Genomic DNA, 13,953 nt, shown 5'->3' with positions numbered 1-13,953 from the left:
AAAGGGAAGCGGTTGTCGCCCAGATTAGAGCCTCTGTCCCCAACTGGTCAAATTATTTATCCAATTCCTCCGATGTGGCTCGCTGCCGACGCCGCCTTCCTATATGCCCGTCAGCTAAACTTTGTTGTTTGCGTCTCCGGGCGATTGGCCCTAGAGGACGCCGATACACGCAGGGTCAAGAACAAGGGGGACCGGCCGTGTCGGACGAGACGTCCAATCTCGAATTCCAACCACGCGCCCAGGGCAGCGTCATGGGTTTTCCGGCGCATGGTGGCCGCGCCGGCGCGCTTGGCGAGGTCCATGCCCGACCGCATCCGCTGATCGAGAAGTCGCGCGTGCTGATCCAGCTTTCCTTCATGACCGAAGGCGGCTCCGGCGTCGACCACGCGGTGCTTTCGGAGATGTCGCGACGCCTTGGCATCGCCGCCCCCGACCGCCAGGCCCGCCACCATGCCATGAAGTGGGGCAAGGGCTCGTTGCGCTGGGAACGGCACACCGAATTCTCCACCTACCTGTGGGAAGGGCCGCTTGCCGAAAGCGCCGGATCGCCGGAAGATTCGCCCTTCGGTAACGGGTTTTCGCCGCCGGGCACGGTCATATCCGGGATCAGGCTCGAGATCCGTAAATGGACGCAAACCAGCGAAAAGCTCATTGCCGATTTCGACCCGACCAGCCTCTGCTACTCTCTGGTCGGCCGAGGCAACGCGGCCATCGTCACCGACTTCCGCCAGGACGGCGACGGCCTGACGCGCATGCTGGTGCTCGACCGCGGCCTGACGCCGGCCAGCACCGGCGCGCTGTCACAGCGGCTGCTCGACATCGAGACCTACCGGACGCTGGCCATGCTTGGCCTGCCGCTGGCGCTGACGCTCTCCGGCCGCGCCCGCCGCATCGAGGACCGGCTGGCGCAGACGACGCTGGAAATGAAGGGGGCGGAGACCCGCGACAGCCAGACGCTGCTTGCCGACCTGACCGAGCTGGCCGCCGAATTGGAGGCGGATGCCGCCTCCAGCCTTTATCGCTTCGGCGCCAGCCGCGCCTATGACGGCATTGTCGTCGAGCGGCTCGAGGCATTGGAGGAAGAGCCGGTGTCCGGCTACGACACCTGGGCGGGCTTCCTGCAGCGGCGCATGGCGCCGGCCATGCGCACCTGCCGCTCGGTCGAGGAGCGGCAGGCCAACCTGTCGCGCAAACTCACCCGCGCCACCACGCTCCTGCGCACCTGGGTCGATGTCGAGGTCGAGAAGCAGAACCGCGACCTGCTGGCCTCGATGAACAACCGCGCCCGCCTGCAGCTGCGCCTCCAGCAGACGGTCGAGGGGCTTTCCGTTGCCGCCGTTTCCTATTACGTCGTCGGCCTCATCTCCTATCTCGCCAAGGGCGCCTCGATCTTCGGCCACGCCTTCGCGCCCGAAATCGTCACCGCCGCCGTGGTGCCGGTCGCCGTGCTGCTGGTCTGGTGGGGTGTGCGCCGCGTGCGGCGCATGCACTCTGAGCCGGCGAAGCATCCGGGCGAGTAGTCTCCCCCCTCGAGGGGGAGATGTCGCCGAAGGCGACGGAGGGGGTCGCCTCGCGTGGGGCGCCAACCTCGTTCGCGACGGAAGATGCGCTGGCGATCTGTGCGAAACGACCCCCCTCTGACCGCTTCGCGGCCATCTCCCCCTCAAGGGGGGAGAACATCAGCGGCAGATTGCCGCTGCGGAAGCACGGCCTGCACCCATTGTCTCATCCCGACCAAAGCGGGGTTTGCAACAAACGCGCTTCACTGGTAAAAGATTTTGACCAGTCGAGTGGAGGAAAGCGCCGATGTCCGGCCTTGCCATGCCGAAGCCAGATGCCGCCACCATGCGCCGGCGTGCCGAGATCGTCGCCGACATGCGCATCATCGTGCCGGGCGAGGGTGTCGTCGACGCGGCCAATGAAATGCGCGCCTTCGAGAGCGACGGCCTCACCGCCTATCGGCAGTTGCCGCTTGTCGTCGTGCTGCCGGAAACGGTGGCGCAGGTCTCGCGGGTGCTCAAATATTGCAACGATCGCAACATCCGCGTCGTGCCGCGCGGTTCGGGCACTTCGCTGTCGGGCGGTGCGCTGCCGCTCGAGGATGCGGTGCTTCTGGTGATGAGCCGCTTCAATCGCATCCTTGCGATCGACTATCCGAACCGAATTGTCGTTGCCCAGCCCGGTGTCACCAATCTCGGCATCACCACCGCCGTCGAGCAGGAGGGCTTTTATTACGCCCCCGATCCATCCTCCCAGATCGCCTGCTCGATCGGCGGCAATGTCGCCGAGAACTCCGGTGGCGTGCACTGCCTGAAATACGGGCTGACCGCCAACAATGTGCTCGGCATCGAGACGGTGCTGATGAATGGCGAGGTGGTGCGGCTAGGCGGCAGGCATCTAGATGCCGAGGGCTACGACCTGCTCGGCGTCATGACCGGCTCGGAAGGCCTGCTCGGCGTCGTCACCGAGGTCACGGTGCGCATCCTGAGGAAGCCGGAGACGGCGCGCGCGCTGCTGATCGGCTTTCCGACCAACGAGCAGGGTGGCCAGTGCGTCGCCGACATCATCGGCGCCGGTATCATTCCCGGCGGCATGGAGATGATGGACCGGCCGGCGATCCACGCCGCGGAGGATTTCGTCCATGCCGGCTATCCGCTCGACGTCGAGGCGCTGCTGATCGTCGAGCTCGATGGACCAGGCGTCGAGGTCGATCACCTGATCGGCCTCGTCGAGGCGATCGCCTATCGCAACGGCTCGACCACCTGCCGCACCTCGCAGTCGGAGCAGGAACGGCTGAGTTTCTGGGCCGGCCGCAAGGCGGCCTTCCCGGCGGTCGGCCGCATCTCGCCCGACTATTACTGCATGGACGGCACCATACCGCGCAAGGAACTGCCCCGCGTGCTCGCCGGCATGCGCGACCTGTCGGAGAAATACGGGCTCGGAGTCGCCAACGTCTTCCATGCCGGCGACGGCAATCTGCATCCGCTGATCCTCTACGACGCCAACGTGCCGGGCGAGCTCGACAAGGCCGAAAACTTCGGCGCCGACATTTTGCGCCTCTGCGTCGCGGTTGGCGGCGTGCTGACCGGCGAGCATGGCGTCGGCGTCGAAAAGCGCGACTTGATGCCGGAAATGTTCAACCAGGTCGACCTCGACCAGCAGATGCGCGTCAAATGCGCCTTCGACCCCAACCACCTGCTCAACCCCGGCAAGGTCTTCCCGCAGCTCCGCCGCTGCGCCGAGCTGGGGCGCATGCACGTGCATCGCGGGCAGGTGGCGTTTCCGGACATTCCGAGGTTTTGAGTGGCTAAGTTGGCGCTTGAACACCCCCCTCTGTCCTGCCGGACATCTCCCCCTCAAGGGGGGAGATCGGCAGCGTCTGCGCCTCGCCTTCCCGCCAACGTGGGAGATTGGCGAAACCCTGCGCGACGTCTGATCTCCCCCCTTGAGGGGGAGATGTCCGGCAGGACAGAGAGGGGGGCGAAGGAGTGCGACCTATCACCTCTCCCCCGCTTTGCGGGGGCGAGGAAAGGTGCCAAGCCATGACCACCTTCACCCCATCCACCGCCGCCGAAGTCCTCTCCACCGTCCAGTGGGCGGCGGCGGAGGAAGCGCCACTGGAGATCCTCGGCCACGGCTCCAAGCGTGGCATCGGGCGTCCGCAGCAGAGCGAGCACACGCTCGACCTTTCGAAACTTGCCGGCGTCACCCTCTACGAGCCCGCCGAGCTGGTGCTGTCGGCCAGAGCCGGCACGCCGCTCGCCGAAATCGAAGAGCTGCTCGCCGAAAACGGCCAGCAATTCGCATTCGAGCCGATGGACTATGGCCCGCTGCTCGGCGGCGAGCCGGGCCAAGGGGGCAAGGGCGGCACGATCGGCGGCGCGCTTGCCGCCAACCTGTCAGGCCCGCGCCGGCTGAAGGCGGGGGCCGCGCGGGACCATATTCTCGGCATATCGGCGGTTGCCGGCCGCGGCGAGGCCTTCAAGTCTGGCGGTCGCGTCGTCAAGAACGTCACCGGCTACGATCTGTCGAAGCTGATGGCGGGAAGCTGGGGCACGCTCGCCGTGCTCACCGACGTCACCTTCAAGGTGCTTCCGGCGGCGGAGACCGAGGTGACTTTAGCCATCCGCGGCCTGCTTGACGATGCTGCCGTCGCGGCCATGGCGCTCGCGCTGGGCTCCAGCGCCGAAGTGTCGAGCGCCGCCCACCTGCCGGAGCGCATCACAGCGCGCGTCGCCGGTGGTAAGCATGGCGGCGATGCCGCGACGCTGCTGCGCGTCGAGGGTTTTGGCCCTTCCGTGGTCTATCGCATCAAGGCATTGAAGCAGCTGCTTGGCAAAGCAGGGCCGCTGGAGGAGATCGCCAGCGAGGCGTCGAAGGCCATCTGGCGCGATATCCGCGATTGCATACCCTTCGCCGATGGCGGCGCGAGACCGGTCTGGCGCGTCTCGATGGCGCCGTCGCAGGCGCATCACATGGTGATGGCCCTGCGCATGCAGGCGGCGGTCGACGCTTTCTACGATTGGCAGGGCGGTCTGGTCTGGCTGTCGATGCGCGAGAACGACCCCGAGGCCGACCTGCTGCGCAGCCTGATCCGCAAGCATGGCGGCGGCCACGCGACGCTGGTGCGCGCCGCACCCGCGCATCGCGCCGCTCTGCCGGTGTTCGAGCCGCAACCGCCGCATCTGGCGGCGCTGTCGACGCGGCTGAAGGCCGAATTCGACCCCAAGCATATCCTCAATCCCGGCCGAATGGCGCCGGGTTCCAGCTCTGCTACTCTGGCACACTCATCGGAAGGAGCAGCGCAATGAGCAACATCAATCAAGGCCCGGGCGGCGGACCTCGCCAGACCGATCGCTGGCTGGAGCCGGGTTCGACCAACGCCCTGGTTATCTATATCCTCTATCTCGCCGGCCTCGTCATTGGCGTCACCGGCATTGTCGGCATCGTGCTTGCCTACATCAACCGCGGCAAGGCCGGCGGCTTCGTCGAAAGCCACTACACCTTCCTGATCAGGACCTTCTGGATCGGTCTGCTCTACGCGCTGATCTCCGTGGTCCTGATGATGCTCGTGATCGGCTTCCTGCTGATGTTTGCCGCTGCCGTCTGGTTCATCGCCCGCTGCATCCTCGGGCTGCAGGCGCTGCAGCGCGGCGAGCCGGTCAAGAACCCGCAAAGCTGGCTCCTCGGACAATAGGACTCCCCGGTGCAGACCAACTTCTCAGCCGCCCAGCTTGCCGATCCGCACGTCGCGGAATCGGAAAAGATCCTGCGCAAATGCGTGCATTGCGGCTTCTGCACCGCCACCTGCCCGACCTATGTGACCTTGGGCAATGAGCTGGATTCGCCGCGCGGGCGGATTTATCTCATCAAGGACATGCTCGAGAACGGCCGGCCGGCCGACAAGGAGATCGTCACCCATATCGACCGCTGCCTGTCCTGCCTCGCCTGCATGACGACATGCCCCTCGGGCGTCAACTACATGCATCTGGTCGACCATGCCCGCGCCCACATCCAGCAAACTTACAAGCGGCCGCTGCTCGACCGGCTGACGCGTGCCGTGCTGGCTTTCGTGCTGCCCTATCCCTCGCGCTTCCGCGCCGCATTGAAGCTGGCCGGGCTCGGCAGGCCGTTCATCGGCCTGTTCGAAAAGCTGCCGGCGCTGAAGCCTGTCGCCGCCATGCTCAGGCTTGCGCCATCCTCGATCCCGGCGGTGTCGGCAATGGCCTTGCCTGGCGTGCACGCCGGGCAGGGCACGCGCAAGGGCCGCGTTGCCATCCTGACCGGTTGCGCGCAGTCGGTGCTCGATCCGGCCATCAACGAGACGACCATCTCGCTGCTGACAAGGCTCGGCGTCGAGGTCGTGGTGCCGGAAGGCGAGGGCTGCTGCGGCGCGCTCGTCCACCATATGGGCCGAGAGGAGGCAGCCCTTGCCTCGGCGAGGCGGAACGTCGACGCCTGGATGCGCGCCATCGACCAGGGCGGGCTCGATGCTATCGTCATCACCGCATCGGGGTGCGGCACCACGATCAAGGACTACGGCTTCATGCTGCGCCTCGATCCGGCCTATGCCGAAAAGGCCGCGCGGGTCTCGGCGCTGGCCAAGGACATCACCGAATATCTGGCCGGTCTCGACCTGCCCGAACCGCTGCGCAAGCCGGGCACCGTCGTCGCCTATCATTCGGCCTGCTCGATGCAGCACGGCCAGAAGATCACCCGCCAGCCGAAGGAGCTGCTCGCCAAGGCAGGCTTCGTCGTGCGTGCGCCGCGCGAAGGGCATCTTTGCTGCGGCTCGGCCGGCACCTACAACATCCTGCAGCCCGAGATCTCGGCAAAACTGCGCGACCGCAAGGTGAAAAACATCGAGGCGACAGGCGCTGAAATCGTCGCCACCGGCAACATCGGCTGCATCACCCAGATCGCCTCCGCCGCGAAGCTGCCGGTGGTGCACACGATAAAACTGCTCGACTGGGCCTATGGTGGTCCGAAGCCGGAAGGCGTTTCCGACTCGACGATGGTCGCGGCAGAGTGATGCAGTTCCTCCAGGTTTCGACTTGGCCAGATAATTCTTCGGACTGTCGGCGCTGCCCCTCACCTGCCTGCCGGCGTCCTCTCCCCGTAAGGTGACGGGGAGAGGGGCGCTGTCATGGCTGATTTCGCCAATCACCAGCGTTGCAAGAGGGTCGCCGCCGTCGCAGCCAGCCCCTTCTCCCCGTCACTATACGGGGAGAAGTGCCTGGCAGGGCGATGAGGGGCGGCGCCAGCTTCGACAATTGGCGTGTCTGCACAAAACTGGAAACGGCTTGGTTGACGTAACAGCCTCGGGCGTGTGACCGCGTTACTCCGCCGCGAGCTTGTCCGCCACGCCGTAGGTCGCCTGGTAGAGGGCGCGCTGGCGGCTGAGCGCCACCATCGTGTTGCGCAGCAGGATGGCCACCGTGATCGGGCCGACGCCGCCCGGCACCGGCGTGATCCAGGAGGCGACCTCTTTGACGCTGTCGGTGTCGACGTCGCCGACGATGCGGGTCTCGCCGTCCGGTCCGATCTCGGAATTGATGCCGATGTCGATGACGGCGGCGCCCGGCTTCACCATATCGGCCTTGATCAGCCGCGGCTTGCCGACGGCGACGAACAGCGCATCGGCGCGCCGCGCATGCGCTGCCACCGAGCGCGTCATGTGGTGGCACACGGTCACCGTGGCGCCCTCGCTCATCAACAGGAAGGCGATCGGCTTGCCGACGATCTCGGAATGGCCGACGACGACCACCTCGAGCCCCTTGAGGTCGAGGCCGGTTTCCTTGAGCAGCTCGACCGAGGCGGCCGCCGTGCAGGGCGCCAGATCGAGCTGGTTGTAGACGATGTTGCCGATCGAGGCCGGATGCATCCCCTCGACGTCCTTTAGCGGATGCACCGCCGCCTGCAGCGTCTTGATCGGGATGTGAACCGGCACCGGCCGCTGGATGATGATGCCGGTGACGCGCGGATCGGCATTGAGGCCGTGGATCGCGGCCTCCAGTTCGCCGGCGGTGATGTCGGCGGCAAAGCGCCGTTCCTCGAAGCCGATGCCGGCCAGTTCCGCCTTGGCGCGCTGGTTGCGCACATAGACGTCGACCGCGGCAGTGTCGCCGACGGTGATCGACACCAGCTTCGGCGGAAAACCTTCGGCGGTGGCGATCGCGGCGTCCTCGCGCACGGAGGCGATGATGCGCTGGGCCACCGGCCCACCCTTGAGATAGCGGCTGTCGTCGGACCGGGACATGGCTGACCTTTGGTGTCGGGAATTGTGCGCTGCAATAGCAGAGGCCGTCCGGGAAATCAGCCTCCGAAAACGAAACGCATTGCCTTCAGCGCGACGCGTTTTGCTTCGAAAGGCGAAAGGGCAGCGCGGTTTCCCGCGCTGCCCTTTCGTGACCGGCCGCATCCCCACACGGCCCGTCCCCCGTTAACTCGTTGCCAGTCTAAGCACGTCTCCCGAATATGCGCTATGGCTTGGGAGCAACAGCTGGCGCCAAAATTAGTCGGCGCTGCCTGACCGGCAGATTCTCAGTCCCTATATCACCACCACCGTCGTTCCGACATTGACACGCTCGTAGAGGTCGACGACGTCCTCGTTGCGCATGCGGATGCAGCCGGAAGATACGGCGCCGCCGATCGTCCATGGCTGGTTGGTGCCGTGGATGCGGTATTCCGTCGTGCCGAGATAAAGCGCACGGGCGCCAAGCGGGTTCTCCTCGCCGCCGGCCAGATAGGTCGGCAGATAGCGGCCCTTGGCGGCCTCGCGCTTGATCATCACCGCCGGCGGGCGCCAGTCGGGCCAGACGCGTTTGTCGGTGATCTTGTGCGTGCCCGACCATTCGAAGCCCGGCTTGCCGGTGCCGACGCCGTAGCGCCGCGCCTTGCCGTCCTTCTCGACCAGATAGAGGAAATTCTGGTGTGTATCGATGACGATGGTGCCTGGCTTCTGCGGCCCGTCGAACGCGACTTCCTGCGGCAGGTAGATCGGGTTGATCTGCGGCCGCATCGCCTGGCGCCGGGCCGGCTGCTGCACCGCTGCCGTGCGCTGCTGGTCGGGCTGGACCTGCAGATAGCGCCGCTGCGGCTGCTGCACCATCTGGCGGCTTTGCCGCACGATACCAGGCGCATGGCCGAGCTGCAGCACCCAGGGCGCCGAAAGGTCGGGGCTCACCATCACCGGCGGCCGGTCGGCATAGCGGTCATCGGCATTGGAGGAGGTGGCGCCGGCGGCAAGAACCGCCGCGGCACCCAGCAGGGAAAACAAGACTGTCTTCATCGGAACGCACCTTGATCGTCGAACGGACGGAGGCACGAAACCGCCCCCGGTTGCGCGATCCTTGGCGCGAAGCGGCAACCGAAACATGAATCGGAATGCGTAAAATGCCGATGTGTCAGTAAACCTTTTGGTGTGGTTACCGGCCGGTTCAGGAATCTGGTAAAGCCACGGTAAAACAGGCGCCGAGGCGCATTAACGAATGGATTTCTGGCAATGGGAACTGAAAATGCCGGCCTGCTCGACGGTCCCGACGGCAAGGCGCGCTGCTTCTGGCACGGCAATCTGCCGGACTATATGCACTACCACGACCGCGAATGGGGCCGCCCGGTAACCGACGACCGGCGGCTGTTCGAGAAGATCTGCCTCGAAGGCTTCCAGTCCGGCCTTTCCTGGCTGACCATCCTGCGCAAGCGCGAGAATTTCCGCGAGGCCTTCGCTGGCTTCGACTTCGACAAGGTGGCTCAGTTCACCGACAAGGATGTCGAGCGCCTGCTCGGCAATGCCGGCATCATCCGCCATCGCGGCAAGATCGTCTCGACCATCAACAACGCCAAACGTGCGCGCGAAATGGTTGACGAATTCGGCTCGCTGGCCGCCTGGTTCTGGAAGTTCGAGCCGGGGGCCGTCGAACGGCCCGAAATCGTCGACCTCGCCCATCTGCGCGCCAATCCGACGACGGCGGTCTCGGTCCGCATCTCAAAAGAGTTGAAGAAGCGCGGCTGGAGCTTCGTCGGCCCGACCACCGTCTATGCGTTCATGCAGGCGATGGGCCTGGTCAACGACCATCTCGAAGGCTGCGTCTGCCGCAAGGAGGTCGAGGCGGAGCGGAAGAGGTTCAAACGGCCGAAGTGATTTCCTTCCCCTTCTCCCACAACAAGGGGAGAAGGTCAGGTCGCGCCTCAGATGCCGCTGGCGCCGGTCAGGAACAAGCCGGCGACGATCGCTGCCAGCGCGGCGAAGGCCGGATAGATGACCAGCAGGCCGGTCATCAGCGCATCGCGCATCGACGAGCCCTGGCGCGGCTCCACCTCGAACGGGCCCGCCATCTGGCTCACCGTTACGAGCGCCTGGCCGTCGGACGGCCGCAGCCGCGCGGGCAGTTCGCGCGCGCCGCTGTCGATTGTGTCGAATTGTCCCGTGGTGCTCATAGCCCCGAACCCGTTGGTTTCGGTGCGCTTTATCGGCTGCGATTGTGTCGGCACGATGCCGCGCTGATGGCGGAATTGTTTCCTTTTTGGTGGGGTTGGTTTCAGAAATGCCTCAGGCGTTCCAAACTACTAACCACAGCAATTGGTGCTTACGTCTTCAGCTGCCCGGCGCTGCCCCTCATCGCCCTGCCGGGCACTTCCCCCGTATAGTGACGGGGAGAAGGATGCTGTCATCGCCGATTTCGCCAATCGCCAACGTTGGAATTGTAGCACCGGCGCCGAAGTCTCTCCTTCTCCCCGTCACTATACGGGGGAAGTGCCCGGCAGGGGCGGCGCGGCGTTCGCAAACTGTCCGAACTCAAGCCTCGTTGCGGATCGAGCCGCAAACCCTTGCCGCACCAAGCGGCATCGGCTAGGACACGCCCGCCGTGGAAAGCGGCAATTTAACCGGCCCACGCAACGCCACGAAACACCGAGTACCCATCCCATGGCCGACAAATCGGAAAAGACGAAAGCGCGGCTGCCGCGCGGGTTTGCGGACCGCGGCGCCGATGACATCCGCGCCGTCGAGAAGATGATGGCGACCATTCGCGGCGTCTATGAGCTCTACGGCTTCGAGCCGGTCGACCAGCCGATGATCGAATACACCGACGCGCTCGGCAAATTCCTGCCCGACCAAGACCGGCCGAACGAAGGCGTCTTCTCCTTCCAGGATGATGATGAGCAGTGGCTGTCGCTGCGCTACGACCTGACCGCGCCGACGGCGCGCTTCGTCGCCGAGAATTTTGACAAGCTGCCCAAACCCTATCGCAGCTACCGCTCCGGCTGGGTGTTCCGCAACGAAAAACCCGGACCCGGCCGCTTCCGCCAGTTCATGCAGTTCGACGCCGACACGATCGGCACGCCGGGCGTCGCGGCGGATGCCGAGATGGCGATGATGATGGCCGACGTCATGGAAGCGCTCGGCATCAAGCGCGGCGACTACGTCATCCGCGTCAACAATCGCAAGGTGCTGGACGGCGTGCTGGAAGCGATCGGGCTCGGCGGTGACGAGAATGCGGGGCGCCGGCTGACGGTGCTGCGCGCGATAGACAAACTGGACAAGCTCGGGCCGGAAGGCGTGAGGCTCCTGCTTGGTCCGGGGCGCTGGGATGGCGGCAAGGAAGGCGAAGGCGATTTCGCGAAGGGCGCCGGACTGAAAGACACGCAGGCCGAAGCTGTGCTGCTTGCAACGGCGAGGAACGGACAGGGTGGCCAGGATAACAGCGTCAGTTCCAACGCCGTCTACCAGGAAGGCGTCGCCGAACTTGCCACGATCGAAGCTCTGGTCAGAGCGGCAGGATATGGCGAAGACCGGGTCGCCATGGACCGCTCCGTCGTGCGCGGTCTCGAATACTACACCGGCCCCGTCTTCGAGGCCGAGCTGCTGGCCGAGATTCCCAACGAGGACGGCCAGATCGTGCGCTTCGGTTCGGTCGGCGGCGGCGGCCGTTATGACGGGCTGGTCTCGCGCTTCCGCGGCGAGCCGGTACCGGCGACCGGCTTTTCCATCGGCGTCTCGCGTCTGATGACCGCGCTGAAGAACCTCGGCAAGCTCGACATCTCCGATGTCATCGCTCCGGTCGTCGTGCTGGTCATGGACAAGGACACGGAAAGCCTCGGCCGCTACCAGAAGATGGTCGCCGAGCTGCGCGCCGCCGGCATCCGCTCCGAAATGTATCTCGGCGGCGCCGGCATGAAGGCGCAGCTGAAATACGCCGACCGCCGCGGCAGCCCGGTCGCCATCATCCAGGGCGGCGACGAGCGTGCCCGGGGCGAGGTGCAGATCAAGGACCTGATCGAAGGCGCGCGCCTGTCGGCCGAGATCACCGACAACGCCGAATGGCGCGCCGCACGCCCCGCACAGGTGACGGTGGCGGAGAGCGAACTGGTTGCCGAGGTGAAGAAGATCCTGGCGGCTCAGGCGGCTGATCGCGCGAAAGGTGGCGCTTGAGCCCCCCTCTCTGGCCTGCCGGCCATCTCCCCCTCAAGGGGGGAGATTGGATGTCGCCTGCGCTTTCGCCACTCTTCAGGGCCGAAGAAAAAGCGCCGCGCTTTGAGCTGCTAATCTCCCCCCTTGAGGGGGAGATGTCCGGCAGGACAGAGAGGGGGGCCTCGCGCCCAACCTATCCATGACCTCCCGCTACCCCGCCATCGCCGCCGACATCGCGAAACTCTTCGCCGCCAGCGACACGCACGCCGTCGAGGTCGCCGTGCTGCAGCCGGCCGATCCGTTCCTCGACATGGCCGGCGAAGACCTGCGCCGCCGCATCTTCCTCACCGAGAGCGAGACCGGAAAGACGCTGTGCCTGCGCCCGGAATTCACCATTCCCGTCTGCCTCGACCATATCGCCAGCCAGGCCGGCACGCCGCGCCGCTATTCCTATCTCGGCGAAGTGTTCCGCCAGCGCCGCGAGGGCGGCAATGAATTCTTCCAGGCCGGCATCGAGGATCTCGGCGACCGCGACACGGCGGCTGCCGACGCCCGCTCGCTGGCCGACGCGCACGCGCTGCTGACGCTGGCCCTGCCAGGCCAGGCGCTGGCCGTCACGCTTGGCGACCAGACCGTCTTCGAGGCGGTGCTGGCAGCCCTTGGCTTGCCGCGCGGCTGGCGCATGCGGCTGGCGCGGGCCTTCGGTTCGGCGCCGATGCTGGAGGCGGCATTGGCCGACCTCGCCAACCCGCCGCGCAACAGCCAGCTTTCCGGCCCGGTCGCGGCGCTGGTGCTCGACGGCGACCTCGACGGCCTGTCGGCGCACATCGCCGGCGGCATGGAGGAAGCCGGCCTGTCGGCATCGGCCGGCCGCTCGCCTTCCGACATCGCGCGGCGGCTGATCGAGAAGGCCGAGCTGCGCAGCGTCAGGCTGTCCAACGAGGCGTTCTCGGCGCTGAAAGGGTTTCTGGCGATCGACGTGCCATTGGATGGCGCTGCTCAGGCGCTGGAAAGCTTCGCTTCCGGCGCCGGCCTTTCCCTGGGCGCGGCGCTCGACAACTTCGCCGCCCGCGCCAGGGCGATCGAGACGCACGGCCTGCCAACGGCGGATATCCGCTACGATGCCGCTTTCGGCCGTCCGCTCGACTACTATACCGGCCTCGTCTTCGAGATCGCGGCCGAAGGTGGTGAGAGGCCGCTCGCCGGTGGCGGCCGCTACGACCGCCTGCTGACGCTGCTCGGCGCGAAGACGCCGATCCCCGGCGTCGGCTTCTCGGTTTGGCTCGACCGCATCGAGGCGTTGCGGGAGAAGGCCAAATGATCACGCTCGCGCTCCCGTCGAAGGGCCGGCTGAAGGAGCAGGCTCTGGACGTGCTGGCCAAGGCCGGCCTCACCGTCAGCCTGCCCAGCGACGAGCGCAAATACCGCGCCCGCATCGAGGGCATGGAGGCCGTCGAGGTCGCCTTCCTGTCGGCCTCCGAGATCGCCGGCGAGATCGGCCAGGGCTCGGTCGATCTCGGCATCACCGGCGAGGACCTGCTGCGCGAAAACCTGGCCGACTGGGAAGCGCGCGCCGAGATCGTCGCCCGCCTCGGCTTCGGCCATGCCGACGTCGTGGTGGCGGTGCCCGACATCTGGCTCGACGTCGAGACCATGGCTGATCTCGACGATGTCGCCGCCGACTTCCGCCAGCGCCACGGCAGGCGGCTGAGGATCGCCACCAAATACTGGCGGCTCACCCAGCAGTTCTTCTCGCAAAAGCACGGTATCCAGGTCTACCGCATCGTCGAGAGCCTGGGCGCCACCGAGGGCGCGCCGGCGCAAGGGCTGGCCGACGTCATCGTCGACATTACCACCACCGGCTCGACGTTGCGCGCCAACCACCTCAAGGTGCTGGCCGACGGCGTCGTGCTGCGGTCGCAAGCCTGCCTTGTGGCGTCGAGGAAGACGCGTGGAGCAGCGGACCAAGCCGTCTTGCGCGACATAGCGGCGAAGATGGCGTCAGTGAACGGATAGCAACCGAGGTCGGCGCCGCCCCTCGG

At 66.1% G+C, this 13,953-nt stretch carries 12 protein-coding genes; 9 read left to right on the top strand and 3 right to left on the bottom strand.

The genetic code is table 11. The annotated features are described in order from the left end of the window. The first annotated feature begins 197 nt into the window (after positions 1-197). The 5 genes from PU724_RS25100 (at position 198) to glcF (ending at position 6,532) form a co-directional block, all read left to right on the top strand. Positions 198-1,520, top strand: a complete 1,323-nt coding sequence (locus tag PU724_RS25100; RefSeq protein WP_354424156.1) for a DUF3422 family protein — start codon at positions 198-200, stop codon at positions 1,518-1,520. A gap of 286 nt (positions 1,521-1,806) precedes the next feature. Beyond that, positions 1,807-3,303, top strand: a complete 1,497-nt coding sequence (locus PU724_RS25095; protein ID WP_354424154.1) for an FAD-linked oxidase C-terminal domain-containing protein — start codon at positions 1,807-1,809, stop codon at positions 3,301-3,303. A gap of 239 nt (positions 3,304-3,542) precedes the next feature. Further along, positions 3,543-4,811: a glycolate oxidase subunit GlcE gene (gene glcE, locus PU724_RS25090; protein WP_354424152.1), complete on the top strand. Its 1,269-nt coding sequence runs from the start codon at positions 3,543-3,545 to the stop codon at positions 4,809-4,811. After that, positions 4,808-5,197 carry a DUF4870 family protein gene (locus tag PU724_RS25085; protein ID WP_126056406.1) on the top strand — a complete coding sequence of 130 codons (390 nt, stop codon included), beginning with the start codon at positions 4,808-4,810 and terminating at the stop codon, positions 5,195-5,197. Before glcE ends, PU724_RS25085 begins: the two co-directional genes overlap by 4 nt. Before the next feature lie 9 nt (positions 5,198-5,206). Next, positions 5,207-6,532: a glycolate oxidase subunit GlcF gene (gene glcF, locus PU724_RS25080; RefSeq protein WP_354424150.1), complete on the top strand. Its 1,326-nt coding sequence runs from the start codon at positions 5,207-5,209 to the stop codon at positions 6,530-6,532. 306 nt (positions 6,533-6,838) lie between these two features. On the opposite strand, the gene PU724_RS25075 is transcribed toward glcF, so the two are convergent. Then, positions 6,839-7,759 (bottom strand): bifunctional 5,10-methylenetetrahydrofolate dehydrogenase/5,10-methenyltetrahydrofolate cyclohydrolase, encoded by a 921-nt coding sequence (locus PU724_RS25075; RefSeq protein ID WP_127310603.1) that lies wholly within the window; start codon positions 7,757-7,759, stop codon positions 6,839-6,841. 291 nt (positions 7,760-8,050) lie between these two features. Next, complete coding sequence (locus PU724_RS25070) at positions 8,051-8,791, bottom strand: L,D-transpeptidase (protein ID WP_354424148.1); 741 nt, start codon at positions 8,789-8,791, stop codon at positions 8,051-8,053. A 213-nt stretch (positions 8,792-9,004) separates the two neighbouring features. Between PU724_RS25070 and PU724_RS25065 the strand changes: the two genes are divergently transcribed. After that, positions 9,005-9,643 (top strand): DNA-3-methyladenine glycosylase I, encoded by a 639-nt coding sequence (locus tag PU724_RS25065; protein ID WP_320321749.1) that lies wholly within the window; start codon positions 9,005-9,007, stop codon positions 9,641-9,643. A 47-nt stretch (positions 9,644-9,690) separates the two neighbouring features. On the opposite strand, the gene PU724_RS25060 is transcribed toward PU724_RS25065, so the two are convergent. Further along, complete coding sequence (locus tag PU724_RS25060) at positions 9,691-9,939, bottom strand: hypothetical protein (protein WP_320321750.1); 249 nt, start codon at positions 9,937-9,939, stop codon at positions 9,691-9,693. A 487-nt stretch (positions 9,940-10,426) separates the two neighbouring features. Here PU724_RS25060 and hisS point away from each other — a divergent pair, with 487 nt between their 5' ends. From hisS to hisG, 3 genes are all read left to right on the top strand, one after another. Then, positions 10,427-11,932, top strand: coding sequence for a histidine--tRNA ligase (hisS, locus tag PU724_RS25055; RefSeq protein ID WP_354424146.1), 1,506 nt, complete (start codon positions 10,427-10,429; stop codon positions 11,930-11,932). A 178-nt stretch (positions 11,933-12,110) separates the two neighbouring features. Further along, positions 12,111-13,232 (top strand): ATP phosphoribosyltransferase regulatory subunit, encoded by a 1,122-nt coding sequence (locus PU724_RS25050; protein ID WP_354424144.1) that lies wholly within the window; start codon positions 12,111-12,113, stop codon positions 13,230-13,232. Continuing rightward, the gene (hisG, locus tag PU724_RS25045) at positions 13,229-13,927 is read left to right on the top strand and encodes an ATP phosphoribosyltransferase (protein WP_127285376.1); all 699 of its coding nucleotides are present in this window, start codon (positions 13,229-13,231) and stop codon (positions 13,925-13,927) included. Before PU724_RS25050 ends, hisG begins: the two co-directional genes overlap by 4 nt. The last annotated feature ends 26 nt before the right edge of the window (positions 13,928-13,953 follow it).

The sequence above is a fragment of the Mesorhizobium abyssinicae genome (assembly GCF_049887195.1).
Classification (GTDB): Bacteria; Pseudomonadota; Alphaproteobacteria; order Rhizobiales; family Rhizobiaceae; genus Mesorhizobium; species Mesorhizobium abyssinicae.
Note: the sequence above shows the minus strand (reverse complement) of the source record. Positions and strands in the feature narration are given on the sequence as shown.

Bases quoted from the DNA above. Each gene is read 5' to 3' on its own strand.
- PU724_RS25095 (WP_354424154.1), top strand. From the start codon at position 1,807: ATGTCCGGCCTTGCCATGCCGAAGCCAGATGCCGCCACCATGCGCCGG.
- glcE (WP_354424152.1), top strand. From the start codon at position 3,543: ATGACCACCTTCACCCCATCCACCGCCGCCGAAGTCCTCTCCACCGTC.
- PU724_RS25085 (WP_126056406.1), top strand. From the start codon at position 4,808: ATGAGCAACATCAATCAAGGCCCGGGCGGCGGACCTCGCCAGACCGAT.
- PU724_RS25075 (WP_127310603.1), bottom strand. From the start codon at position 7,759: ATGTCCCGGTCCGACGACAGCCGCTATCTCAAGGGTGGGCCGGTGGCC.
- PU724_RS25070 (WP_354424148.1), bottom strand. From the start codon at position 8,791: ATGAAGACAGTCTTGTTTTCCCTGCTGGGTGCCGCGGCGGTTCTTGCC.
- PU724_RS25065 (WP_320321749.1), top strand. From the start codon at position 9,005: ATGGGAACTGAAAATGCCGGCCTGCTCGACGGTCCCGACGGCAAGGCG.
- PU724_RS25060 (WP_320321750.1), bottom strand. From the start codon at position 9,939: ATGAGCACCACGGGACAATTCGACACAATCGACAGCGGCGCGCGCGAA.
- hisS (WP_354424146.1), top strand. From the start codon at position 10,427: ATGGCCGACAAATCGGAAAAGACGAAAGCGCGGCTGCCGCGCGGGTTT.
- PU724_RS25050 (WP_354424144.1), top strand. From the start codon at position 12,111: ATGACCTCCCGCTACCCCGCCATCGCCGCCGACATCGCGAAACTCTTC.
- hisG (WP_127285376.1), top strand. From the start codon at position 13,229: ATGATCACGCTCGCGCTCCCGTCGAAGGGCCGGCTGAAGGAGCAGGCT.